Source organism: Streptococcus mitis (assembly GCF_002096855.1).
Classification (GTDB): domain Bacteria; phylum Bacillota; class Bacilli; order Lactobacillales; family Streptococcaceae; genus Streptococcus; species Streptococcus mitis_Y.
This window is the reverse complement of the sequence record NZ_NCVH01000031.1, coordinates 286,071-312,938: the sequence shown is the minus strand read 5'-3', so window position 1 is coordinate 312,938 and position 26,868 is coordinate 286,071. Positions and strand designations below refer to the sequence as shown.

The following is a 26,868-nucleotide window of genomic DNA, read 5'->3' as shown; positions in this document are numbered from 1 at the left end:
ATTTTTATCGCTCTGAATATCAAAAAAGAAAGGACGAAATTTGTCCTTTCTAGATATTAGCTTTTCTTCAACCCACTACAGTTGACAAAGAGCCTGATAAAACAGGCCTATTTAAGCCTGTTTTATCATTTTCTTCTTATATTAACGTCCTATAAACAATAAAAAACTTTTCTGAAGACTTATTCTTCATCCATGCTCAAAACGCTGAGGAAGGCTTCTTGTGGGACTTCTACTGATCCGATAGCTTTCATGCGCTTCTTACCAGCTTTTTGTTTTTCAAGGAGTTTGCGTTTACGAGAAACGTCACCACCATAACATTTAGCAAGTACGTTCTTACGAAGGGCCTTGATATCAGTACGAGCCACAATTTTGTGTCCAATTGCTGCTTGAATTGGCACCTCAAATTGTTGGCGAGGGATAATTTTCTTGAGCTTATCAACGATGAGTTTTCCACGTTCGTAAGCAAAATCCTTGTGAACGATAAAGCTGAGGGCATCCACCTTGTCTCCGTTGAGAAGGATGTCCATTTTGACCAGCTTAGATGGGCGGTACTCTGACAATTCGTAGTCAAAGCTTGCATAACCACGAGTTGAAGACTTAAGCTTATCGAAGAAGTCAAAGACGATTTCAGCCAGTGGAATTTGATAGATAACATTGACACGGTTATCATCGATATAGTCCATAGTCACAAAGTCCCCACGCTTACGCTGAGCTAATTCCATGACTGCCCCGACAAACTCCTGTGGTACCATGATTTGCGCTTTAACATATGGCTCTTCAATGGTCGCAATCTTGGTTGGGTCCGGGAACTCAGATGGGTTAGACACATCCATAGACTCACCATCGGTCAAATTAACCTTATAAATAACGGATGGAGCTGTCATAATGAGGTCGATGTTGAACTCACGTTCCAAACGTTCTTGGATAACATCCATATGGAGAAGGCCAAGAAAACCACAACGGAAACCAAATCCAAGTGCCTGAGATGTTTCTGGTTCAAACTGAAGACTAGCATCATTCAGTTGCAATTTTTCAAGAGCTTCACGTAAGTCATTGTACTTGTTTGACTCGATAGGATAGAGACCCGCAAAGACCATAGGGTTCATCTGCTTGTAACCATGTAATGGCTCAGCCGCAGGATTGGTTGCCAAGGTAACGGTATCACCCACACGAGTGTCCTGAACCGTCTTGATAGAAGCCGCAATATAACCAACATCACCAGTCGCAAGGAAATCACGACCAACTGCTTTGGGTGTAAATATACCGACTTCGGTCACATCAAAAGTCTTGCCATTGCTCATAAGCTGAATCTTATCGCCAGGTTTGACCACCCCATCCATGACACGCACTTGGAGAATAACCCCACGGTAAGCATCATAAACTGAGTCGAAAATTAAGGCCTTAAGTGGTGCTGTCACATCACCTGTTGGGGCTGGTACTTTTTCTACGATTTGCTCAAGGATCTCCTCGATACCGATACCAGCCTTGGCAGAAGCCAAAACTGCTTCACTGGCATCCAAACCAATGACATCCTCAATCTCTGTACGCACGCGCTCTGGATCTGCAGCAGGCAGGTCAATTTTATTAATGACTGGCATGATTTCCAAATCATTGTCCAAGGCTAGATAAACGTTGGCAAGTGTTTGAGCCTCAATACCTTGAGCGGCATCGACCACCAAGATCGCTCCCTCACAGGCAGCTAGCGAACGTGAAACTTCATAGGTAAAGTCTACGTGCCCCGGCGTGTCAATCAAGTGGAAAATATAAGTTTCCCCATCTTTTGCAGTATAATTCAGCTCGATGGCATTGAGTTTAATGGTAATCCCACGTTCTCGCTCTAAATCCATGCTATCCAAAAGCTGGGCCTGCATTTCACGACTTGAAACGGTCTCTGTTTTTTCCAAAATGCGGTCTGCTAGAGTCGATTTCCCGTGGTCAATATGGGCGATAATAGAGAAGTTACGGATCTTCTCCTGTCGTTTTTTCAATTCTTCTAAGTTCATGATTCTCTTCCTTTCAGGGTATCTATTTATTATAAATTGTTTTTAACATTTTGACAAGACCATACCCTGCTAGGAGTACTAATCTTCAGCGACAAAACCGTCATTTTCGATAAAGTGGTGTTCTGTCATTCCTTGGTCTGTAAAGACAATCCCATGAAGGACACCACCATAAACAGCTCCTCCATCCATTCCAATCTTGCCATCTTCTGTAGTCCAAAGCTCAGCAGTACCACGCTCTTGCTTTAACAAACCATAGACCGGTGTATGCCCAAAGACAATGATTTTTCCAGTATGATTTTCTGCTTCGTGGAATGGTTTTCTAAGCCAGACTTTTTTATAATCTGTAGTTTCACGCCAGTCATCCAAGGTCAAATCAATACCAGCATGTACAAAGATATACTTGTCTGTCTCTACTACAAATGGCATTTGACGAATAAATTTGACCAAGTCTGCTGCTTCAGTAGCAACACGCTTGGCATCCTCAACTCCATCAACCGGTGCATCCAAGGGACGACCTAGGATAGAGTTAATGGTTGTATCTCCACCATTGCGACGATAGTGGTCATAGCTTTCTTCTGGGTTATCGAGCCAAGTCAAAAACATATACTCGTGGTTTCCTGACAAACAGATTGCCCCTTGATTATCGACCAAGTCCTTAACCATCTCTAGGACACGGCGACTATCTTCACCACGGTCAATCAAATCCCCTAGAAAGAGTAACTGGGTCTGACCATCCCATGTTTTGAGAAGGTCTTCCAGCATCCCAGCTTTTCCGTGAACATCTCCAATTACATAATAGTCTGTCATCTTATTTCTCCCTGTTTCTCAACAATTCTCTGGCTTGCGTCAGGGCTGCTTCCGTCACATCATCACCTGCCAGCATCTTGGCAACTTCTTCCACTCGCTCTTCAACCGTCAAGAGACGAACAGTCGAAACCGTTGAATGCTCATTGCTAATCTTCTCAATAAAGAATTGATAATCTGCAATCGCAATCACTTGTGGCAAATGGGAAATAGCCAAAACCTGACCATGCTGACCAATCTTGTGAATCTTCTGCGCAATAGCCTGAGCAACACGACCTGAAACTCCCGTATCCACCTCATCAAAGACAATGCTAGTCTTGCCTTCTTTACGTGAAAAGGCAGATTTAATGGCTAGCATGAGACGGGATAATTCCCCACCAGACGCAACCTTGACCAAGGGTTTAAAGTCTTCGCCAGGGTTGGTTGAAATGTAAAACTCAACTGTTTCATTACCTTCACGGCTGAATTTGCCCTTACTAAAACGAACTTGAAACTGGGCTTTTTCCATATAAAGGTCTTGCAGTTCTTGTTTAATCTCTGCTTCCAGCTGCTGAGCCAAGTCATGACGAGCAGAGGCAAGTTGACCTGCCAAATCTACAAGATTAACTTCCAATTTTTTAAGCTCTGCCTCCATGTCCTCAGACGAAAGGTTATTGCCTGTCAAGAGATTGTATTCTTCTGTAATCTTAGCAAAATAAAGTAAGACATCGTCTACAGTCCCACCATACTTACGGGTAATAGTATGAAGGAAATCCAAACGATTCTCAACCTGCATGAGACGATTGCCGTCAAAATCAAGGTCCTCAATAATAGCTTCCAGACGCTTGCTAATGTCTTCTAAGACATAGTAGGTCTCAGACAGTGAGCTTGAAATTTCACGGTATTCAGGGTCGTACTCTTCGACACTTTCCATGTCATTCATGGCTGAACGAACATTGGCCAGACTTGAAAAATCTTCATCGTCCAACATACTATAGGCATTGGTCAGCGTATCCGAAATATTTTTATGATTGAGAAGTTTATCACGCTCTTGATTGAGAGCCAGATCTTCACCTGCTTGCAAGTTTGCTGCCTCAATCTCTGCCATTTGAAATTCCAACATTTCGATACGTGCCTTGTGTTCCTGTTGGTTTTTCTTGACTTCCAGAACCTGCTTACGCATTTTACGGTAGGCATCAAAACTCGTTTGATAGGTTTCTTTCAAACCCCAAAAAGCTACATCGCCGAATTCATCCAACATTTGAATATGAAGTTGAGGGCGCATTAACTCTTCTTGGTCATGCTGACCATGAATGTCCACAAGATGTTGCCCAATAGCACGCAAAACAGACAGATTAACCATCTGGCCATTGACACGACTAATACTACGACCATTTTGCAAGATTTCTCGACGGATGATAATTTCATCACCCATTTCCAAACCTTGCTCATCAAAAATTTCCTGTAAAAGACGACTATTCTCAACTGAGAAAAGCCCCTCTATCTCTGACTTTGGCGCACCATGACGAATAACATCTGTCGTAGCACGAGCTCCCAACATCATATTCATGGCATCAATGATAATCGACTTCCCTGCACCCGTTTCACCAGTCAGGACAGTCATCCCCTTTTCAAAATTGAGGGAAATAGCCTCAATAATGGCAAAGTTTTTTATCGAAATTTCAAGTAACATATAGACCTACCAATTTTTTACTTGTTCAAAGATTTCCTCAGCTAGACTTTCACTTCTGGCAATGACTAAAATCGAGCTATCATCAGCCAAACAGCTAAAAATTTTGTCCGCAAATGTCTCGATTAACTGAGCTTTTACAAAAGCCGTATTTCCTGGAATAACTTGGAGATTAATCATCTTATCCATCAATTCAGCTGACTCAATATTGTCTTCAGCCAATTGCAAACTTTTTACGATTGATTTTGGCAATTCATAGACATAGGTATTGTCTCTCAAAGGAATTTTGACAATGCCTAGCTCTTTGATATCTCGGGATACTGTCGCTTGAGTGGCAGTGATTCCTGCCTCTTTCAAATGTTCTACGATTTCTTCTTGTGTACCGATTTGATAATCTGTCACAAATCGTCTAATTTTTTCAAGTCTCTCTTTTTTATTCATTTTTAAATTGACTATGCGCCCTCTCTACTACTTCTTCAATCTCAGCAAGAACCTGATTGCTTGCTGACTCTTCTTTTTTCAAATACGCTAAAAACTCAATATTTCCATGACCGCCTTGGATGGGAGAAAAGTCCAAATCAAGAACTGAAAAGCCTTCCTCTACTGCCATAGCTGTGACAGATTCAAGGACATTTTGATGGACATTGGCATCGCGAATAATTCCATTTTTCCCAATCTGCTCACGTCCTGCTTCAAACTGAGGCTTAACCAAAGCCACGACCTGCCCTTGATTAGCCAAGACACGGTGCAAGGCCGGCAAAATCAGACTGAGGGAAATGAAACTTACATCAATACTGGCAAAGCTCGGCTCCTGCTCGAAATCAGTCTTTTCAGCATAGCGGAAATTAAACTGCTCCATGCTGACAACTCGTGGGTCTTGGCGTAATTTCCAAGCCAACTGATTGGTACCAACATCAACTGCAAAGACAAGTTCAGCACCATTCTGTAACATGACATCGGTAAAACCGCCAGTAGAAGCCCCAATATCAATCGTGGTCGCCCCATCCACTGATAAATCAAAGACCTGCAATGCCTTTTCCAGTTTCAAGCCACCACGACTGACATATTTGAGTTTCTCCCCCTTGAGTTTTAGCTCGGTGTCATCTGGAATTTTCTCTCCTGGCTTGTCAAACCGTTCTCCGTTAAGGACTGCTACGACTAGGCCAGCCATGACACCGCGCTTGGCCTGCTCTCTCGTTTCAAACAAGCCCTGTTTATAAGCTAGTACATCCACTCTTTCCTTAGTCATTGATTCTCAAACTTTCTACTACTTTTACAATCGATTCTGTTTCAAAGGGAACCTGCTGGGCGATTTCTTCTAATTTGGCATTAGCTTGATCCAGAGTTTGGTTACAAAAGGCAATAGCCTCTTCCAAGCCCAACAAGGCTGGATAAGTTGATTTTTCAGCCTGTAAGTCCTTTTGAGGCGTCTTGCCGATTTCCTCAAAACTAGCTGTCACATCCAGTACATCATCTCGAACTTGAAAAGCAAGCCCAATCAATTCACCAACAGTTTTCAGTTTTGCTTGTATTTCAGGTGCCAATTCAGCTATGATGGCAGCCGCTTGAAAGGGATAGGCTAGTAGTTTCCCAGTCTTATTAGCATGAATGGTCTGAAGTTCTTCCAAAGACAAATGCTGGTGTTCACCCTCCATGTCCAAAACCTGCCCTGCCACCATGCCCAGACTTCCTGAAGCAAGCGATAAGTTAGCAATCAAGTCCACCTTGATCTGACTTGGCAAATCTGCCTGCGCAATCAAGGCATAAGGATCTAGGAACAAAGCATCTCCTGCCAAAATGGCCATAGCTTCACCGAATTTCTTGTGATTGGTCAATCGTCCCCGACGGTAATCATCATCATCCATAGCAGGAAGATCATCATGAATCAAGCTCCCTGTATGGATCATTTCCAAAGCAGCAGCCACCTGCGCGTGAGCAGGTTTGATAGCAACCTGCAAGGCTTCCAGAACTTCTAACAAGAGAAAAGGCCGAATACGCTTGCCACCAGCATGAATGGAATAGAGAACAGACTCTCGCAAACTAGAGGCAAACTGCTGGTCTCCATAAAAGTCTTCCAAGGCCGACTCGACAAGAGCTAATTTTTCTTGCTTTTTCATTCAAAATCACTTTCTGTTCCGTCTTCTTGCATAACCTTAACCAAGGTCTTCTCAGCCTTGTCCAGCGTCGCTTGGAGCTCTTTTGACAAGACCATGCCCTTTTGAAAAGCAGCAATCGCATCTTCCAGAGCAATTTCACCATTTTCTAAACTTTGGACAATGGCCTCCAGTTCTGCTAGATTTTCCTCAAATTTCTTTTGTTTTGACATCTTTAACCTCTAATTCTACTCGACCATCTCGCATTAAAAGCGTCACTTGGTCTTTTTTCTTCAAACTCTCAACCGAATCAACTACGGACTCTTCTTTTTTGACAATAGCATAGCCTCGCGCAACAATCCGGCTCGTATCCAACATCAGGAGTGCTTCTGAAAGCCTCTTGACCTCAGCAACTTTGGCATCATAAACCAGCGCCATTTGGCTACGGAGGAGCTTATCCAACTGGCCTAGACGGTCTTGATAACGTTGAATTTTGGTAACAGGTGAAAATTGGACTAGTTGATGCGTCCTTGCTTGTACTAGCTGTTTGTTATCGGAAATCTGTGTTCGCAAACTTTGTTTTAAGCGCAGTTGCAGTTGATCCAAGCGTTGCAAATAGCCATCATACAAGCGCTCTGGCTGTCTAAAGATGACTGACTGACTGCATTTTTTCAAAGCTTCTTGTTTCTTCGATAGGATATTTCTGACTGCTGTTGCCATCCGTTTTTCCTGATTTTGCAAATGAGCTAATAGATCCAACTTGGTCACAGGTGTTGCCAGTTCAGCAGCTGCTGTTGGTGTGGCAGCGCGGCGATCCGCCACAAAATCTGCCAAGGTCACATCCGTCTCATGCCCCACACTAGAGATAACTGGTAAACGAGATTCAAAAATCGCTCGTACCACGATTTCTTCGTTAAAGGCCCAAAGATCCTCGATAGAACCTCCACCACGACCAATAATCAACAAATCCAAATCGTCCCGTTGATTGGCACGCGCAATATTTCGAGCAATTTCCTCCGCAGAACCTTCACCTTGAACCTTGGTCGGATAGAGCAGAATATCGACACCTGGAAATCGCCTGCTGATGGTCGTGATAATATCTCGAATAACGGCTCCACTGCGACTGGTCACTACACCAATTCTCTTAGAAAATTGGGGCAGAGGTTGCTTGAATCGTTCTTGAAACAGGCCTTCTTCTGTCAATTTTTTCTTGAGTTGTTCAAACTGAATCGCAAGCGCACCAACCCCATCAGGTTCTGCCTTTTCAATGATGATAGAGTAGCTACCACTTGGTTCATAGACCTGTACACGCCCAATTACATTGATTTTCATCCCTTCTTCAAGGTCAAAGCCTAATTTCTGATAAATGCCAGACCAAATAGTCGCTTGAATAACTGCATGGTCATCTTTTAGGGAGAAATATTGGTGAGTAGGTCGTTTACGAAAGTTGGAAACTTGACCAGTTAAATAGACCCGTTCCAAGTAAGGGTCTTTATCGAATTTCATTTTCAGATACTTGGTCAAAGTTGTTACCGATAAATACTTTTCCATCTCCACCTACTATTCATTTTCTTGCTCTTTCATGGGTATTATTATACCAAAAATATGCCTAAAAATCTCCATTTATGTACCATTATGAGGGAAAAATAGAAAAAGGAGGCAAGGCCTCCACATCTGATTATTTGCTATTTCGGGCTTCTTCCAAAATCTTTGCAATCTTAGTCGTCAAAAGGTCAATAGCAACAGTATTGCTGACTCCCTCAGGAATGACGATATCAGCATAACGCTTGGTTGGCTCGATAAACTGATGATACATAGGTTTAACCACACCCAAGTACTGATCAATAACGCTATCAAGGCTACGGCCACGTTCTTCCATATCGCGCTTGATACGACGAATAATGCGCACATCATCATCCGTATCCACAAAAATCTTAATATCCATCAAATCGCGCAGGCGCTTGTCCTCCAAGACCAAAATGCCCTCAACGATAAAGACATCTTGAGGCTCCTGACGATAAGTCTTGCTGCTTCGTGTATGCTCTGTATAGTCATAAGTCGGAATATCCACTGGACGCCCTGCCAACAATTCCTTTATCTGCTCAATCATCAAGTCTGTATCAAAGGCAAAAGGATGGTCGTAGTTGGTTTTGACACGCTCTTCAAAGGTCAAATGAGACTGATCCTTGTAGTATGAATCATGCTCAATCATGGAAATCTTTTCATCAGGAAAATGCGATAAAATGGCTCTTGAAACACTGGTCTTACCTCCACCAGAACCACCTGTCACTCCGATAATGATTGGTCTATTTTGCATGCTATCCTCCGTTTTTTTATCCGTCGTCTATTCTATCACATTTTTTGCAAAATTTATAGTCTGATTTGGATAGTCTAGGAGAAGAATTCCATCCCCACACTCCAGTTAGATTAGATAAAAACCTTCCTTGGCTTGTAGAGATTGTCCCGTTTTTCTAGAATGGCTAGCAATTTATCATCTTCAAAGGCAGCTAATTCTTGTTCTATTTGTTCGAGTTCGATAAAACGACCAAAGCGTACTTCTGTAGCCTCTTCTTGAGTTAGGAAAACTTTGACAAGGTCGCCTGTCCCAATCTCTAGAGGATGAAGAAAGTCCAATTTACCAGCCTCCACTTTTTCAGCAATTTCTTCCAAGGTAAGAGCGTCTTCTAGCTGCAAACCTGCAGCACTTGTTCGTGTCAAATGAGACATATGAGCCGCATAGCCCAATTTTTCTCCCAAGTCAACCGATAATGTACGGATGTAAGTCCCCTTACTACATTTCACACGAAAAGTAAAGCGTGCAAGATGACCCTCATAAGTAATCGGACTTGTCCGTTCAAATTGATAAATGGTCACCTGACGTTCTGGACGCTCCACTGCCTGACCAGCACGCGCATACTCATAGAGCTTGCGACCATTAACCTTAACAGCTGAATACATAGGCGGAATCTGAGTAATAGGCCCAGTCAGATTGGCTATCGCTTCATCGACAAGCTTTTCATCCAAGGGCGACAGAACGGGTGTCTCAGCGACCACTTCCCCACTGGCATCCTCAGTCGTCGTGGAAAAGCCCAGAGTGATTTCCCCCTCATAGACCTTGCCCTCGTCCTGCATAAACTCGACCATGCGTGTCGCCTTGCCAACTGCAATGGGCAAAACACCCACCACATCCGGATCCAAGGTCCCACCATGACCAATCTTCTTGGTTCCCAAAATCTTACGCAGTTTAAAAACCGCATCATGCGAGGTCATCCCCGCTTCTTTTTTTAAGTTGATAATACCGTTCATATCTTTTTTTCTCACTCCCCCTTCAGTGCCTCAAATTTCGCTTTCATGGTTGGATTTTTACGGGTCAATTTTTTGACCGAAACATCTTCCAATTTGTTGTTAGCTAGACGGAGTTGATTTTCGGATGTGGTTAGGAATTTCTTGACCTCTTCCATGCGTTTGATGGCCTTGTCGATTTCATCAATAGCTTTACCAAAGTTGGTCGAAGCTGAATTATAGTTCTTAGCAAAGGCCTGTTTAAAGGCATCCAAGTCTTCCTCAAAATGCGTAATGTCGATATTTTGCTCGCGAACCAAGGCCAACTCCTGCTTGTATTTTAGGGAATTTAGCGCCGCATTTCGCAGGAGTCCAATCAACTGGATAAAGAATTGAGGACGAACCACATACATCTTTTCATACTCGTGGCTGACGTCTACAATTCCTGTGTTGAAGTAGTCATTATCTGCCTCAAGCATGGTCACTAAAACTGCATACTCACAGTTCTTCTCCCGACGGTCCTTGTCCAATTCCTTGTAAAAATCTGCATTCTTGTGCTTCTTCTCTGTTCCGTCAGCTTCATTTTTCATCTCAAACATGATGGAAATGATTTCCACTCCATTTTCATCACTCTCACGGAAGATAAAGTCCCCTTTGGAACCACGCGCAGAGACCTTGTTATCCTTCTCAAAGTAAGCATTTGGAAATGCAAAACTACGGACCTTGTTAAACTCACTCTCTGCGTAATGTTCCAGACTTTCCCCGATAGCTTTTGTAGATTGTTGGGCTTTGAAATTCTTATAAAATTCGACTTGTTCACTGGCTGCTTTGAGCTGAGCTTCATAGTTTTGTTTAACTGAAGCAAGAGAGAGTTCGTTTTCTTTTTCTTGCAAGAGAAGCTGATTTTTAACCTGGTCTCGTTCTTTTTCTAGGTCGGAGAGGGTCTTCTGTAGTTGATTTTCATGCTCCAAACGCAAGGTGGCCAATTGGTTTTCCAAGGCCTGCACTTCCTTGTCTTTTGCTAATAAAGCCTGATGGCTTGTCTGTTCAACCTCTTTCTTGGCCAATTCTTTTTCTGTATCAAAGTTTTGGATTTGACTCTGTAATTGCGCAATTTCTTGGTTTTTTTGAGCTAGTTTAGACTGTTGTTCATTCATGGCCTTTTGCTCAGCCAAGGCCAGTTCCTGCTTCATCCGATCGTGCAATTCCTTATCAAACTCTGCTGTTCTCACTTGAGACAAAAGTTCAGCATACTGGCTCTCATTTACTGTAAAGACTTCCCCACAATTAGGACATTTGATTTCGTTCATATCGTTCCTCTTTCTAGACTTCTGTAACCATTATATCATGCCTAAAGGAAAATCAAAAACAGCGAGTCGAAACCCACTGTTTATCTTCTTTTTCTTTAAATTTTTTCCAATGCTAATCGCAAGTCTTCAATCAAATCATCTACATTTTCAAGACCGATAGACAAGCGGATTTGGTTTGGTGTGACACCTGCGGCTTCTAAGTCTTTTTCTGACAATTGACCGTGAGTAGTTGTTGCTGGGTGAACAACAAGAGACTTGGCATCTGCCACATTTGCAAGGTCAGAGAAGATTTCCAAATTATCAATAACCTTGCGTGCTTCTGCCTCCCCACCTTTGACATGGAAAGTAAAGATTGAGCCCACACCTTTTGGCAAGTATTTCTCAGCCAAGGCATGATAAGGACTGTCTGCAAGTTTTGGATAGTTTACCTTTTCTACCTTAGGATGGTTGACAAGGAAATCAACAATTTTCTCTGCATTTTGCACATGACGTTCGACACGAAGAGAAAGGGTTTCAAGTCCTTGGAGCAAGAGAAAGGCATTAAATGGCGACAAGGCTGCACCTGTATCACGAAGTAATTGGACACGGACAGCGATAATAAAGGCTGCTGCACCCACATCACGAGTATAGCTCAAATTGTGGTAACTTGGGTCTTCCTCAACAAATTGAGGGAATTTCCCTGAAGCTGCCCAGTCAAAACGACCGCTATCGACAATCACTCCACCAATAGTCGTACCATGCCCACCAATAAACTTAGTCGCAGAGTGAATAGCAATATCTACACCGTGAGAAAAAACGTTAATCAAATAAGGTGTAGCAAAGGTATTATCCGAAACTAGTGGAATCTGGTGTTTATGTGCAATCTCAGCCAATTTTTCCAGGTCAGGAATGTTAATCAAGGGGTTGCCCAAGGTTTCAATCAAGACAAGCTTGGTATTATCATTGATCGCTACTTCTACTGCCTCCAAATTATCAACATCGACAAAGGTTGTTGTGATACCATAACGAGGAAGGGTTTCCTTCAAGAGATTGAAGGTTCCACCGTAAATAGTTGAGGCTGCTACTACATGGTCACCTGCATGTGCAAGCGCCAAAATCGTATAAGTCACTGCGGCCATACCTGATGCTGTTGCAAGAGCTCCAACACCACCTTCAAGGGCAGCAATTCTTTCTTCAAAGGCAGCTGTTGTAGGGTTGGTGATACGAGTATAAATGTTCCCTGGTTTTCTCAAGGCAAAAAGATCTGCACCTTCCTGCGTGTCATCAAAAACAAAAGATGTTGTTTGATAAATCGGCACTGCACGAGACTTGGTAGCTGGATCCACAACTTGACCAGCATGCAGTTGCAAAGTTTCAAATTTAAAATCACGAGTCATAAGGCGACCTCCAAATAGTTTGATTAAAGATATTGTAGCACCTTAAGGTATAGTTTACAAATATCAGTTTTCTATATTTTGATATAGTAAATAACTATTACCTTATTTTAAAAATGAAAAAAGCACGACTCAATCGTGCTCATTTTCTTAATCTACATAAGTATCTTCATTTTTATTGAGGAAGGCATATGGAAGACCCATCAAGAGGCCTCCTCCGATAAAGTTTCCGATGAAGGTTACACCCCAGTGGCGAAGCATATTTCCAATACCGAAGTTGGCAATTGAGTCAGCAGCAACACTGAATTTTACAATCGCGAATGAAGCAAAGTTCGCCGCAATGTGCTCGTTTGTTAAGAATACAAACATGTAAATCGCTGATAAAACGAGCCATAGTTTAGCGCCGCCATCTTTGACCAAAACAAATGAAAGAATCGCAATATTAACGAAAATATTTGCCAAAATAGCCTCAAGTAAGATTAATTCATTTGAACGGCCTAACTTCATCTCAACAACCCCTGAGATGAAACTATCGTGAGTGAGATGTGCATAGGCTGCTGAGTGGGCAAAGCCCCAACCTGCTATCAAAGCCCCGATAAGGTTGAACAAGGTACAGTAAAGTAGAATCTCAGCTGTTTTTCTCCAAGAGATTTTTTTCAAGAAACTACCAGCAGTCAAGAACATCATGTTTGATGTAACCAACTCAGCATTCAAGAAAACAATGTAGGCCAATCCCCAAGCAAAGACAAATGGGAAGAGGAAGCGTCCACTACCTGGTGCAATTTTATTAATCAAGTCAGCCCCAACTGCACCAGCAGCAGTACTGAAGGTTAAAAATGCACCTGCGAACATAGAACGAATCGCATACTTAAATTTGCTTTGAGTATAAAGACTTTCTTTTTTCTTACAAGCAAATTCAATCTTTGAGATAAATTCTGAAGAAACCATAATAAACTCCTAAAATTTTTTTACCTGATAATTATATCACAAACTTTAGAATTAAGGAAACGTTTTCTGTATTTCATAACAGTTTATTTTGAAATTCAATCTATAAAAAATCAGTAAAACCTAAGATTTTACTGATTTATCTTTAATAACGTTGTTTATATGGTTGATTAAAAGCTGTTAGAATCTCTTCAGGTGTTTGTGAATAATCTTTTGTATCTTTCAAGTCACCTTTTACGATAATACGTTCTGTCGCATCATAGTCAACACAGGTTACAAGTGTGATTTCATCAACTCCAGTACGGTCATCAATCTCATCAACGCGATCTGGAGTCACATGCTTCACTTCACGGATTTCATAGGTATAAACTTTATCCTTATCAGTTAGATAAATTTTCATCCCATTTTTAGCGCGTGATAATGGAGAAAAGAGCATTTGGCTGGCATTTTCCGCCGTGAAGATGTGATGGCTCGCAAGGGAATAGTTTCCTTTCCCCATCACTTGATCACGCTTCATTGTACCAGCTCCATAGAAAAGATTGACATTATCAAGCCCCTTAAAAATAGGCAAGTTAATTTCTACCTCAGGGACAGCAATTCCACCGATAACTGGCAATTTTTGCGAATCCCATTGTGATGATAAGACAGCTTCTGACGAGATAGCTTTTACGGAATCAAAGTCAAAATTCCCTTCTGTATCTTGATTTTCTTCCAATTTTTCTTTTGATACCTGGCTGACTTGGTATTTATTGGTATTCCAAACCATGAACATATCACGAATTTTTGAATTGAAAATCAAAGCTATTGACAAGATGATTAAGAATCCTGCCAAAATATTGATTAGTAAATTTTTACGGTTTGTTTTCTTTTTATGAGACATTATGCTTCACCTTCTGTTTCGTTTTCTGTCCCAACTTCTTCTTTTTCTGCAGCTGCAACCGTAGTAAAGGTTACAATTTTAGCATCTTGGTCTAGGCGCATCACTTTAACTCCCATAGTTGAGCGACCTGTTTGTGAAATATTGGCAACGTTGGTTCTAATCATGACACCAGTATCAGTGATAATCATCAAATCTTCATCGCCTTTAACAGTCATAAGACCAGCAAGAGAACCGTTCTTTTCTGTAATTTTAGCGGTTTGCATCCCTTTACCACCACGACCTTTAGTTGGATATTCGGTCGCAACTGTACGCTTACCATAGCCCTTTTCTGTGATGATAAGAACCTCGTCCTGGTCTGTAATCACACTAGCACCAACAACTGTGTCTCCGTCACGAAGGTTAACACCTTTCACACCAGTGGCAATACGACTCATACCACGAACGGCTGATTGATTAAAGCGAACTGAATAACCAAACTTGGTACCAATGATAATATCCGTGTCCTCTTCTGTCAGTAAGACATTAATCAACTCATCTTCATCCTTGAGGTTCAAAGCCTTGAGTCCATTCTGACGAATATTAGCAAATTCCTTAACGCTGGTTCTCTTCACAATACCATGACGAGTTGTGAAGAAGAGATAAGCGTCATCACTGCGTTCAGACTCAACATTGATGATGGTTTGAATACTTTCGCCTTCATCCAATTTCAAAAGATTGACAATTGGCAATCCCTTAGCAGTACGGCCATACTCAGGAATTTCATAGCCTTTCAGGCGATAGACACGTCCTTTATTTGTAAAGAAGAGTAGGTGATCATGGGTGCTGGTTGACACTAACTCACGAACAAAATCGTCATCCTTAACGCCTGTCCCTTGGACACCACGACCACCACGTTTTTGAGCAGTGAATTCTCCTTGATCCAAACGTTTGATGTAGCCTTTGTTAGAAAGTGTAATTAAGACATCCGATTCTTCAATCAAATCTTCATCTTCAAGAGTCAAGACTTCTCCCACCATCAACTCTGTACGACGATTATCTCCAAACTTACGCTTAACTTCATCCAATTCATCTTTAATGATTTGAGAAACACGTTCAGGCTTAGCTAGAATATCTGCTAAATCTGCAATCAGAGCCAAGAGGTCATCATACTCAGACTGAATCTTATCGCGTTCCAAACCTGTCAAACGACGAAGACGCATATCAAGAATGGCTTGACTTTGACGTTCAGAAAGCTTAAACTTGCTCATCAACTCAGCTTGTGCTTCCGCATCCGTTTCACTAGCACGGATGATACGAATCACTTCATCGATATGGTCTAGCGCAATCAAGAGACCTTCTAAGATATGAGCACGCGCTTCTGCTTTTTCCTTATCAAAACGAGTACGACGAACAACCACTTCTTTTTGGTGCTCGATATAAGCATCCAAAATCTGACGAAGGGACAAAATCTTGGGTACACCATTTTGGATAGCAAGCATATTGAAACCAAAGTTGGTTTGCATCTGGGTCATCTTGAAGAGATTATTAAGGATAACATTGGCTGAGGCATCGCGCTTGACCTCAATAACAAATCGAACCCCTTCGCGGTTTGACTCATCACGAACTGCTGTAATACCCTCAATGCGTTTTTCCTGAACCAAACGAACAATATGCTCATGCACCTTTGTTTTATTGACCATATAAGGAAATTCTGTTACAACAATACGCTCACGGCCAGTCTTAGTTTCTTCAATTTCAGTACGAGAACGAAGGACAATAGAACCTTTACCTGTTTCGTAGGCCTTATGAATACCTGATTTCCCCATAACAAGAGCACCAGTTGGAAAATCTGGTCCAGGCAGGACTTCCATCAAGTCCTTAGTGGTCACTTCAGGATTGTCCATGACCAACTTCACTGCATCAATGGTTTCACCAAGGTTATGAGGTGGAATATTGGTTGCCATCCCAACCGCAATACCAGTTGCTCCATTAACCAAAAGATTAGGAAAACGTGCTGGCAAGACCAAGGGTTCACGTTCATTGGCATCATAGTTATCAACGAAATCAACTGTATTTTTGTTAATATCACGAAGCATTTCCAGAGCAATCTTGCTCATACGTGCCTCAGTGTAACGCTGGGCGGCAGCACCATCACCGTCCATGGAACCAAAGTTCCCATGACCATCTACAAGCATGTAACGGTAACTCCACCATTGAGCCATACGGACCATGGCTTCATAGATAGAGGAATCCCCGTGTGGGTGATATTTACCCATGACATCCCCTGTAATACGAGCAGATTTTTTATGAGGTTTGTCTGGAGTAACACCCAGTTCATTCATTCCGTAGAGAATCCGACGGTGGACGGGTTTCAAGCCATCTCGAACATCAGGAAGAGCCCGCGCTACGATAACACTCATAGCGTAGTCAATAAAGCTGGTCTTCATCTCCTTTGTCAGATTGACATTCACTAAATTTCTATCCTGCATTAATAAATGCCTCATTTCACTATTAGTAATTAACTATATTATACCATAATGTCCGCTATATTTCAGGTATCTAAAACCACTAAAACGTTTACATCAAGAACTGAAATGTATATCCGTGACAAAGCTTTTCAAAAGTGATAAAATTGAAATAACTGGGGAAATCCCTGAATAAAATTAAGGAGATGTTTAGAATAATGACTTCAACTAAACAACACAAAAAAGTTATCCTTGTCGGTGATGGTGCTGTAGGTTCTTCTTACGCTTTTGCACTTGTTAACCAAGGAATTGCACAAGAGCTTGGAATTATCGAAATTCCGCAATTGCATGAAAAAGCTGTTGGTGACGCGCTTGACCTTAGTCACGCCCTTGCCTTCACTTCACCTAAAAAAATCTATGCAGCTCAATACTCTGACTGTGCAGACGCTGACCTTGTTGTAATCACTGCAGGTGCGCCTCAAAAACCAGGTGAAACTCGTCTTGACCTTGTAGGTAAAAACCTTGCTATCAACAAATCAATTGTAACTCAAGTTGTTGAATCAGGTTTCAAAGGTATCTTCCTTGTTGCTGCTAACCCAGTTGACGTCTTGACTTACTCAACTTGGAAATTCTCTGGATTCCCTAAAGAACGCGTTATCGGTTCAGGTACTTCACTTGACTCAGCTCGTTTCCGTCAAGCACTTGCTGAAAAATTGGATGTTGATGCTCGTTCAGTCCACGCCTACATTATGGGTGAACACGGTGACTCTGAGTTCGCTGTTTGGTCACATGCTAACATCGCTGGTGTAAACCTTGAAGAATTCCTTAAAGACACTCAAAATGTTCAAGAAGCTGAATTGATTGAATTGTTCGAAGGTGTTCGTGACGCAGCTTACACAATCATCAACAAAAAAGGTGCAACATACTACGGTATCGCAGTAGCACTTGCTCGTATTACTAAAGCAATCCTTGACGATGAAAACGCAGTACTTCCACTTTCAGTATTCCAAGAAGGTCAATACGGAGTTAAAAACGTCTTTATCGGTCAACCAGCTGTTGTAGGTGCACATGGTATTGTTCGTCCAGTAAATATCCCATTGAACGACGCAGAAACTCAAAAAATGCAAGCATCTGCAAATGAATTACAAGCTATTATTGACGAAGCATGGAAAAATCCAGAATTCCAAGCAGCTTCTAAAAACTAATTTAGATAGTAATAACTCCTTGAGTCATCAGGGAGTTATTTTTTATCTCTATCTTAACTAAACATTTTATGAAGTTTACGTAAAAAACAACATAACTTTAAAAGCTATCATGTCACAGTTTGGCTATAAATCCGAAAACTACCAATTAGATCTATGCTCACGTTACAAAAAGTCTGAAGCAAGCAGTATTTGACGCACTTGATACCGTCCCATTAAATCGAAAGTAAAAAGTTTTGCCCCATTTGTGCTCCATAGACAAAAAAAGAGCCCATCATACAGGCTAGAAAGCTTGATATGATAGGCTTTTTTCATTTTGATTAGCGTACTGTACGGATACGCATTGTGTTTGTACGAACAGCTTCTCCAACTGGTACACCAGCTACGATAACGATATCGTCACCTGATTGTACAAGACCTGCTTCAACTGCTTTACGTTCAGCGATTTCGAACATATCGTCAGTTGATGATGGAGCATCTGTCAACATTGGGATAACACCCCAATTCAACATCAACCCACGTTCTGTCAATTCGTCGAATGTCAATGCCAAGATATCAGCATTTGGACGGTATTTAGAGATCAAACGTGCAGTGTGACCTGTCTTAGTAAGAGTTACAACCAATTTAATGTCCATTGAGTTAGTAGCATCTTTAACAGCTGAAGCCATTACTTCTGTCTTAGAGTTACGTTCAAATGAATCTGAGTTCAAACGACCGTATTCATTAAGAAGAGTTTGAGCGTTTTTGTCGATTGTAGCCATTGTAGTTACTGACTCAAGTGGGTATTTACCGTTCGCAGACTCACCTGAAAGCATTGTAGCATCAGTACCGTCGATAACAGCGTTAAATACGTCTGATACTTCTGAACGAGTTGCACGTGGTTTTTCAGTCATTGTTTCAAGCATGTTTGTTGCAGTGATAACAACTTTACCTGCAGCATTTACTTTAGTGATAATCATTTTTTGGTAAACTGGAACCATTTCGAATGGTACTTCGATACCCATGTCACCACGAGCAATCATGATACCATCAGCAGCTTCAATGATTTCATCCAAGTTATCGATACCTTGTTGGTTTTCGATTTTAGCGAACAATTGAACGTGTCCGTTTCCAGTTTCTTCACAGATTGCACGAACTTCATTCACGTCTTTTGCAGTACGTACGAATGAAATAGCGATGAAGTTGATACCTTGTTCAAGACCGAAACGGATATCGTCGTTATCGCGTTCAGCAAGAGCTGGGAAAGGAATTTTAGTGTTAGGAATGTTCACACCTTTTTGTTTAGCGATGATACCATCGTTTTCAACTTCAACTTCAAATTCACGAGTTGCGTCATCTTTAGCAACCACACGAAGACCAAGTTTACCATCGTCAACCAAAACTTGACGACCAACTTCAACATCATCATAGATATCAAGAGCACCAGCAACGTTCAATGCAATCACTTCACGAGTTGATTTGATTCCTTGTTTAGTTGCAACACGGATTTTCTCACCAGTTTTGTATGAATACTCTTTAGCTTCACCTTCGAACAATTCTGTACGGATTTCTGGTCCTTTTGTATCAAGAAGGAAACCAACTTTTTTACCTGCAAGTTTTTCAGCAAGTTTAACAGTTGCCATACGCTCACCTTGTTCTTGATGGTCACCGTGTGAGAAGTTGAAACGGAATGTGTTAGCACCAGCTTCAATCAATTTAGCAATGTTTTTAGCTGAAGCTTCAACATCAAGTTTTTCACCCCAGTATCCGTCCTCACCGAATTTTTTACCACCACGGATTTCTACCGCAGGACCCAAAGTTGCAACGATTTTTACACGTTTGTTCATGATTTTTGTGACTCCTTTATATATATGACCTTTTTGGTCTTATTAACTAAATTGTAAATTATGACAAGCTCTTATTCAAGCTAGATAGCTCAATGTCGGCTTTGTGTGGGTTATTAACCACAATCTTACCTTCTACAGTAAGGCTAAACAATGCTCCTTCTTCTGCAGTACCAAGAATTGGATTTTCAACCATTTTTTCGTTACGGATACCAACCGCAACACCACCGATGCCTTCTTTAAGAAGTTTAACAGCATGCGCACCCATACGTGACGCCAATACACGGTCACGCGCAGTTGGAGAACCACCACGTTGAATATGTCCAAGTTCTGTCACACGAAGGTCGCTTGTATCCCCAGCTTCTTTTAGTTTTTTACCAAATTCAGCTGCTGACATCACACCTTCTGCCAAGACGATGATATTGTGTTTTTTACCACACTCATAACCACATTTAATGCTTTCTACGATATCTTCAATCTTGAATCCTTCTTCAGGAATGATGATTTCATCAGCACCAGTTGCAATACCAGCCCAAAGAGCGATATCACCAGCGTTACGTCCCATAACTTCAATAACAAAAGTACGACGGTGACTTGATGATGTATCACGAATCTTATCGATAGCATCCATAGCAGTTGTAACCGCTGTGTCAAAACCGATTGTAAAGTCAGTACCAACGATATCGTTATCGATTGTACCTGGAAGACCGATAGCTGGGAAGCCATGTTCAGTCAAACGCATAGCGCCGTGGTAAGATCCGTCACCACCGATAACAACTACACCTTCAATTCCGTGTTTTTTCAATTGCTCAATCCCTTTAAGTTGCCCTTCAAGTTGAGCGAACTCTGGGTAACGAGCTGAGTGAAGGAAAGTACCACCACGAGAAATGATGTCTCCTACTGAAGCTGCATCTAGGGGATGAATTTCACCGGCAACCATACCAGCATATCCGTCATAGATACCAAACACTTCCATTCCTTCTGAAATTGCTTGACGAACAACTGCGCGGATAGCAGCGTTCATACCAGGGGCGTCTCCACCACTAGTCAAAACAGCAATACGTTTCATATTGGTTATGCTCCTTTTTCTTTTAACATTCTTATTAATTATACCACATTTGATTTTAAAATTCTTCTATTTTCCGTATTTTTAGCGATAAATCGTTTTCATAACGATTTCATTCAACTTCGCTTCTAATTCATTGGATTTAGCTACAAAATGATGGGGAGAAACGATTGTTTTCTGTTCCTCTTCATACCTGATGATGACTGGGATTGAGCCTTTATACTGGTCTAAGATATTTGAAATTTCTTTATCATATTCATGATTTTTAACCTGAATCCAGAATCGTTCAGCCACTGCTTCTTTCAAATCTTGTGCAATCATTTGCAGACGGTCATCTCTTGATTGAATCTTACCGTTGATGTAGTAGAATTTTCCTTCAGATAGGATAGAGGAAAATTTTCGATACTGATCTGAAAATACTGTAACATCCATCAGAGACTGACTGTCGTGAACCTGTAGAAAGGCCATATTCTCGCCTTTTTTAGTTCGAATAACTTTTATTTTTTGCACTTCAACTAGAAGAGTTGCATGAACCCCCTCAATAAGATTAGCAATTGGAGTTGTCGGATATATGGATTGTTTAGCGAGAGTTTGTAGAGGATGGGCACTGATACCTACCCCAACCAGTTCTTGTTCCTTGTAAAACTTCTCTGCCTCTGTTAAATCATCAGCCTCAGTCCAACTATAATTTGTATCTGCAAAGAGCCCACCCAACTCCTCAACGAAAACAAATAAGTTAGGTAGGTTCACTAAAATCTTCTGGCGATTTTTGTCAAATTCATCAAAGAGCCCCAATTCAACTAAAGGCGTCAAAAGTGAGAGTTTCTTGTAATTCTTAGGAAGACGCGTGACGAAATCTTCAATACTTGAGAAAGGACGGTTTTCAATAATCCAATAAGAAAAATCTCTTGATACCCCCTTAATCGCTTTCAAACCTAGGTAAATTTTCTTTTGAACAATCTTATCATGATAGGGAATACTATTGATCGCTAAAGGTGCCACTTCAAATCCCATCTGCAATGCATCTACAATATAATCACTGTTTGAATAATTCAACATGACTTGAAAGAAAATAGCAGGATAGTGCGTCTTGAAATAAGCAAGTTGGAATGCCAGTGCTGAGTAAGCATAGGCGTGGGATCTATTAAATCCATAACCCGCAAACTTTTCCATCACTGCAAAAACTTGGTTGGCTTTCTCTTTTGAATGACCGAGTTTAACTGCACCAGTGATAAAATCTTCCTTCATCAAATGCATCTCTTTAGCATTTTTCTTACCCATGGCACGTCTGAGAATGTCGGCTTTACCAAGACTGAATCCTCCAAAGCGCTGAGCTACCTGCATAACTTGCTCTTGATAGAGCATGATACCGTAGGTTGATGACAGGATGTCCTCCAAGGAAGGATCTAACACCGTCACTTTTTCTTTGCCATGCTTGCGAGCCACAAAATTATCGATATAATCACTAGCACCTGGTCTGTTAAGGGATGTTGTTGCCACCACTTCTTCGAAGACTTGTGGTTTGACCCGTTTTAACAGTCGAATGGCTCCAGATTGTTCAAATTGGAAAATCCCTTTCGTATTTCCAGCTGCAAAGAGATCCAAGGTTTCTTTGTCTTCCAGATCAATCTCTTCGATTTTGAGATGAACACCCTCTGACTCCGCAAGTAATTCCTGCATTTTTTGTACGAAAGTCAGGTTACGTAAACCAAGAAAATCCATTTTTAGAAGTCCATTAGCTTCAATACCATGAGCATCGTACTGGGTGATGAGCATATCCTCACCATATTTTAGAGGAATATAGTCTGTCAAGTCTTGGTCACTCATAACGACTCCTGCAGCATGGATAGAGGTCTGACGAGGATAACCTTCAATCTTTCGAGCAATCTCAAAAGCTTTTTGGTACTCAATCTTACTATTTATGACCTGTCTAAATTGCAAATTCTTTTCATAGGCCGTCGTTAGCGTATCTCGGAAACTGATTTTTTTCGTAATATTTGTTAATTCGTACTCTGGAACACCATAGCGTTTGAAAACATCACGAATTGCCTGTTTTGCTCCAAAGGTCGAATAAGTGACAATCTGCGCCACATGTTGACTGCCATAGCGATCACGAACATAGCGAATGAACTCTGGTCTATAAAGGTCTGGAATGTCGATATCGATATCGGGCATGGTATAGCGTTCACGATTGAGGAAACGTTCAAAAATCAGATTTTTCTCTACTGGGTCAATCCCTGTGATATCAAGTGAATAGGCGACCAAACTACCCACAGCAGAACCGCGCCCCATTCCCATATAGTAGCCTTGGGAACGTCCAAAACGCAACAAATCCCAAACAACTAGGAAATAGTCATCAAAGCCCATATCATGAATAACAGCCAACTCTTCATTTAAACGCTTTTGATAAAGAACTGAGGTTAGCCCCTTGACTATCAGTCCCTGCTCAGCCCTCTCTCTAAGTTCTTCTACTGCAGGCCTTTCAGGGTTAAAGCGAGGGAGTTTTAAACTTGGATCAAGTTGGTAGCTAACATTCCCTATCAAACCTTGGAGATTGGCAAGCGCCTGAGGGAAGCGATTTTTAAACCGAGCTTCTAAATCTGAGGCAGGTAAAAAAATCCCTGGTTGTGAATGCACATCCACTTCTCTCAGACTGATATTATCCTTGACTGCCGACAAGATTTGCAAAACCTGTATGTCTTCTTTCTCAAAAGAGTTGACCTGATACAGTGGAAGAATAGGTTTGGTAAAGACTTCTTGGTGAGTATCGGGACTAACCCCAATAAAATAATCATGACCTAAATCCAGCTGATCGATTCCATCAAAATAAGAAACAATAACAGCAACATCCTCAAGGTGACTGGTAAAGTCAGACCAATTTTTTCGTCCCGTCATTTTTAAAGTGGATAACTTCATCAACTCTTGGTAACCTTTAGTAGATAGAGCTAGAAAACGAAAAGAGATCGCCTTCTCGTCTATAATCAAGGTCATTTCAAGACCAATTAGAGGTTGGATTCCATATTTTCGAGTCACTTCTAAAAAATGATAGGCTCCATAGAGATTATCCACATCCATAATAGCAAGGTGAGAATAACCATAGTTTTTAGCTATTTGTACATATTTTTCAATCGAAACTACACTTTCCATAAAACTATAAACTGTTTTGGTGTCAAGTTGTGCAATCATGAACTCACCTCTCCTATTTTGATATATTTCTATTATACCATTTTACACCCCATATTTCTTAATCAGTCCATTAAGTACGAACTGATCATCCTTATCCAATTCTAAACAGTAGTATAAAACAGATTCTACAAAAATTAATTTATTTTTATATTATTATGTTTTAGATAAAAATTCAAAACATTTTTATACTATATAAAGAATAATAAAACAAACATATATATTTTTTGTGATTTGGAAATCTTTAAACATGAGTATATTTTGTATTTTATTTACTGTAGATTATCATAAGTAACAGTAAATCTATACTCTTTTTTTAAATTTATTTCATTAGGGTTTATTTATTCCATTTTTTCCATTTTTTTGATATAATAAATTTAGTGTTTTTTTAAAGGAGAATACTATGCATTTTAATCAATTCAGCTATCTAGCATTTTCTAGTTCGCAATTGTTAAATGAATTGGAAACGCTAGGGCTAAATCTAACGCCACATCTGCCTTCAAAAAAGCAGTTTGAACACTTCATTCGTTGGAGTTTTTTTACTTACTCCAATACTGACTATGCTCTATCTACAATCTCGATAGATAAGGACACTGACTTTCTGACTTTTTGTCAGTCAGACAGAGAGTTGACTGCAGATATTTTCTATACTGTAGCCTTTCAACTCTTAGGTTTTTCTTACTTGTTTGACTTTGAGGACAGTGATGTTTTTCGTAAAGAGACTGGTTTTCCCATTATATATGGTGACTTGATTGAAAATTTCTATCAGTTACTCAATACTCGCACCAAAAAGGGAAATACTCTTATCGACCAACTTGTCAGTGACGGTCTTATTCCGGAGGATAATGACTATCACTACTTTAACGGTAAGAGTTTGGCTACTTTTTCTAGCCATGATGTCATTCGTGAAGTCGTTTACGTTGAAACTCGTGTCGATACTGACCAAAAAGGGCTACCAGACTTAGTCAAGGTCAGCATTATTCGTCCTCGTTATGACGGACAAATCCCTGCTATCATGACGGCCAGTCCTTATCACCAAGGAACAAATGACAAGGCAAGCGATAAGGCTCTTTACAAGATGGAGGGCAATCTCGAGGTTAAACCTGCTCACAAGATTGAACTAGAGGAACCTCAACTAAATCTAGTCCAACCTAAAGGTCAAGCTGAGCTTGTGTCAGAAACTGAGGAAAAGCTAATGCACATCAACGCTAGCTATACACTCAACGACTACTTCCTTCCACGAGGTTTTGCTAATCTCTATGTCTCAGGTGTTGGTACCAAAGACTCTACTGGTTTTATGACTAATGGGGACTACCAACAAATCGAGGCTTATAAAAATGTCATCGATTGGCTTAATGATCGTTGCCGTGCCTTTACTGACCACACGCGCCAGCGTCAAGTTAAGGCTGAATGGTCCAACGGAAAAGTAGCCACAACAGGACTCTCCTATCTAGGTACCATGTCCAATGGTCTTGCAACTACAGGCGTCGATGGGTTAGAAGTCATTATTGCCGAGGCTGGAATTTCCTCATGGTACAACTACTATCGTGAAAACGGTCTGGTGACTAGCCCAGGTGGATATCCAGGGGAGGACTTTGACTCTCTTGCTGAACTAACCTACTCTCGTAATCTCTTAGCTGGCGACTATATTCGTAATAGCGAAGCTCACCAAGCTGATTTGGAAAAAGTAAAGGAGCAACTGGATCGCAAGTCTGGCAACTACAATCAGTTTTGGCATGACCGCAATTATCTGCTCAATGCCCATAAGGTAAAGGCAGAGGTTGTCTTTACTCATGGTTCACAGGATTGGAATGTCAAACCACTTCATGTTTACCAGATGTTTCACGCTCTTCCTACTCATATAAATAAACATCTCTTTTTCCATAATGGTGCCCATGTGTACATGAACAACTGGCAGTCCATTGACTTCCGTGAATCCATGAATGCCTTATTGACTAAGAAATTACTGGGACAAGATACAGATTTTCAACTTCCGACTGTTATCTGGCAGGACAATACAGCTCCTCAGACTTGGTTATCACTTGATACCTTCGGTGAGCAAGATAATTTTAAAACCTTCGCACTTGGTCAAGAAGAGCAAGTTATTCAAAACCAGTACCCAGATAAAGATTTTGAGCGTTATGGTAAGACATACCAGACCTTCAATACAGAACTCTATCAGGGGAAAGCCAATCAGATTACTATTGACCTTCCTGTAACCAAGGACATTCACTTGAACGGTCGATCTCAGCTCAATCTTCGTATCAAATCCAGTACAAACAAGGGGCTCTTATCTGCCCAACTGCTAGAACTTGGACAAAAGAAATACCTACAACCTTATCCAGCTGTTTTATGTGCTAGAACCATTGATAACGGTCGCTACCATATGTTGGAAAATCTCTGTGAATTACCATTTAGACCAAATGCACAACGAGTCGTGACAAAAGGCTACCTCAATTTACAAAATAGAAATGATTTACTGTTAGTAGAGGATATTAAGGCAGATGAATGGATGGATATCCAGTTTGAACTGCAACCGACTATTTACAAGTTAAAAGAAGGAGATACTCTTCGTTTAGTACTCTATACTACTGACTTTGAAATCACAATCCGTGATAACACCGCTTACCACCTGACTGTTGATCTTGAACAGTCTACTCTTATCCTACCTTGTCAAAAGGCATAATATATCAGACTTTCTATATGGAAGATTTCCACTTAAACAGTTGAAACAAACATAAACTTGGTATCAAATGCAATCCCGATATAGGCTTATGATAAGTCTACACGG

20 protein-coding genes are annotated in these 26,868 nt (G+C 41.0%); 2 read left to right on the top strand and 18 right to left on the bottom strand.

Annotation, left to right across the window (positions count from 1 at the left end; all coding sequences use genetic code 11):
- Window positions 1-179: 179 nt before the first annotated feature.
- The 15 genes from lepA to gyrA all read right to left on the bottom strand — a co-directional run bounded on the left by lepA (window position 180) and on the right by gyrA (window position 16,827).
- On the bottom strand, window positions 180-2,003 hold the full coding sequence (lepA, locus tag B7698_RS06855) for a translation elongation factor 4 (RefSeq protein WP_001047207.1): 1,824 nt from the start codon (window positions 2,001-2,003) through the stop codon (window positions 180-182).
- Window positions 2,004-2,081: 78 nt separating this feature from the next.
- Window positions 2,082-2,810 (bottom strand): metallophosphoesterase family protein, encoded by a 729-nt coding sequence (locus tag B7698_RS06850; protein ID WP_084865089.1) that lies wholly within the window; start codon window positions 2,808-2,810, stop codon window positions 2,082-2,084.
- Between the two features lies 1 nt (window position 2,811).
- On the bottom strand, window positions 2,812-4,479 hold the full coding sequence (gene recN, locus B7698_RS06845; RefSeq protein ID WP_084865088.1) for a DNA repair protein RecN: 1,668 nt from the start codon (window positions 4,477-4,479) through the stop codon (window positions 2,812-2,814).
- Between the two features lie 6 nt (window positions 4,480-4,485).
- Window positions 4,486-4,917 (bottom strand): arginine repressor, encoded by a 432-nt coding sequence (locus B7698_RS06840; RefSeq protein WP_020900686.1) that lies wholly within the window; start codon window positions 4,915-4,917, stop codon window positions 4,486-4,488.
- Window positions 4,910-5,725: a TlyA family RNA methyltransferase gene (locus B7698_RS06835; RefSeq protein WP_084865087.1), complete on the bottom strand. Its 816-nt coding sequence runs from the start codon at window positions 5,723-5,725 to the stop codon at window positions 4,910-4,912. The genes B7698_RS06840 and B7698_RS06835 overlap by 8 nt, the downstream gene beginning before the upstream one ends.
- The gene (locus B7698_RS06830) at window positions 5,718-6,593 is read right to left on the bottom strand and encodes a polyprenyl synthetase family protein (protein ID WP_084865086.1); all 876 of its coding nucleotides are present in this window, start codon (window positions 6,591-6,593) and stop codon (window positions 5,718-5,720) included. The genes B7698_RS06835 and B7698_RS06830 overlap by 8 nt, the downstream gene beginning before the upstream one ends.
- Window positions 6,590-6,802: an exodeoxyribonuclease VII small subunit gene (locus tag B7698_RS06825; protein WP_084865085.1), complete on the bottom strand. Its 213-nt coding sequence runs from the start codon at window positions 6,800-6,802 to the stop codon at window positions 6,590-6,592. Before B7698_RS06825 ends, B7698_RS06830 begins: the two co-directional genes overlap by 4 nt.
- Window positions 6,780-8,120 (bottom strand): exodeoxyribonuclease VII large subunit, encoded by a 1,341-nt coding sequence (xseA, locus tag B7698_RS06820; protein WP_084865084.1) that lies wholly within the window; start codon window positions 8,118-8,120, stop codon window positions 6,780-6,782. Before xseA ends, B7698_RS06825 begins: the two co-directional genes overlap by 23 nt.
- A 127-nt stretch (window positions 8,121-8,247) precedes the next feature.
- Entirely contained in the window at window positions 8,248-8,886 is a 639-nt protein-coding gene (gene udk, locus B7698_RS06815) for a uridine kinase (RefSeq protein WP_001181376.1), read from the bottom strand.
- 110 nt (window positions 8,887-8,996) lie between these two features.
- The gene (gene truB / locus B7698_RS06810) at window positions 8,997-9,875 is read right to left on the bottom strand and encodes a tRNA pseudouridine(55) synthase TruB (RefSeq protein ID WP_084865083.1); all 879 of its coding nucleotides are present in this window, start codon (window positions 9,873-9,875) and stop codon (window positions 8,997-8,999) included.
- Window positions 9,876-9,886: 11 nt separating this feature from the next.
- On the bottom strand, window positions 9,887-11,161 hold the full coding sequence (locus B7698_RS06805) for a DUF2130 domain-containing protein (RefSeq protein WP_084865082.1): 1,275 nt from the start codon (window positions 11,159-11,161) through the stop codon (window positions 9,887-9,889).
- A gap of 95 nt (window positions 11,162-11,256) precedes the next feature.
- On the bottom strand, window positions 11,257-12,537 hold the full coding sequence (locus B7698_RS06800; protein WP_084865081.1) for an O-acetylhomoserine aminocarboxypropyltransferase/cysteine synthase family protein: 1,281 nt from the start codon (window positions 12,535-12,537) through the stop codon (window positions 11,257-11,259).
- Between the two features lie 147 nt (window positions 12,538-12,684).
- A complete protein-coding gene (locus B7698_RS06795; protein ID WP_084865080.1) occupies window positions 12,685-13,482 on the bottom strand; it encodes a formate/nitrite transporter family protein in 798 nt (265 codons plus the stop codon).
- Between the two features lie 142 nt (window positions 13,483-13,624).
- The gene (locus tag B7698_RS06790; RefSeq protein ID WP_084865079.1) at window positions 13,625-14,359 is read right to left on the bottom strand and encodes a class A sortase; all 735 of its coding nucleotides are present in this window, start codon (window positions 14,357-14,359) and stop codon (window positions 13,625-13,627) included.
- Window positions 14,359-16,827: a DNA gyrase subunit A gene (gene gyrA, locus B7698_RS06785; RefSeq protein WP_084865078.1), complete on the bottom strand. Its 2,469-nt coding sequence runs from the start codon at window positions 16,825-16,827 to the stop codon at window positions 14,359-14,361. The genes B7698_RS06790 and gyrA overlap by 1 nt, the downstream gene beginning before the upstream one ends.
- Before the next feature lie 194 nt (window positions 16,828-17,021).
- Between gyrA and B7698_RS06780 the strand changes: the two genes are divergently transcribed.
- Window positions 17,022-18,008, top strand: coding sequence for an L-lactate dehydrogenase (locus B7698_RS06780; protein WP_000204729.1), 987 nt, complete (start codon window positions 17,022-17,024; stop codon window positions 18,006-18,008).
- A 317-nt stretch (window positions 18,009-18,325) separates the two neighbouring features.
- Here the strand turns inward: B7698_RS06780 and pyk are convergent, their stop codons facing one another.
- From pyk to B7698_RS06765, 3 genes are all read right to left on the bottom strand, one after another.
- Window positions 18,326-19,831, bottom strand: a complete 1,506-nt coding sequence (pyk, locus tag B7698_RS06775) for a pyruvate kinase (protein WP_084865077.1) — start codon at window positions 19,829-19,831, stop codon at window positions 18,326-18,328.
- 58 nt (window positions 19,832-19,889) lie between these two features.
- Window positions 19,890-20,897: a 6-phosphofructokinase gene (gene pfkA / locus B7698_RS06770; protein ID WP_084865076.1), complete on the bottom strand. Its 1,008-nt coding sequence runs from the start codon at window positions 20,895-20,897 to the stop codon at window positions 19,890-19,892.
- 81 nt (window positions 20,898-20,978) lie between these two features.
- Window positions 20,979-24,080 (bottom strand): DNA polymerase III subunit alpha, encoded by a 3,102-nt coding sequence (locus tag B7698_RS06765; RefSeq protein WP_084865075.1) that lies wholly within the window; start codon window positions 24,078-24,080, stop codon window positions 20,979-20,981.
- 400 nt (window positions 24,081-24,480) lie between these two features.
- Between B7698_RS06765 and B7698_RS06760 the strand changes: the two genes are divergently transcribed.
- Window positions 24,481-26,763 carry a Xaa-Pro dipeptidyl-peptidase gene (locus B7698_RS06760; RefSeq protein WP_084865074.1) on the top strand — a complete coding sequence of 761 codons (2,283 nt, stop codon included), beginning with the start codon at window positions 24,481-24,483 and terminating at the stop codon, window positions 26,761-26,763.
- Window positions 26,764-26,868: the final 105 nt, after the last annotated feature.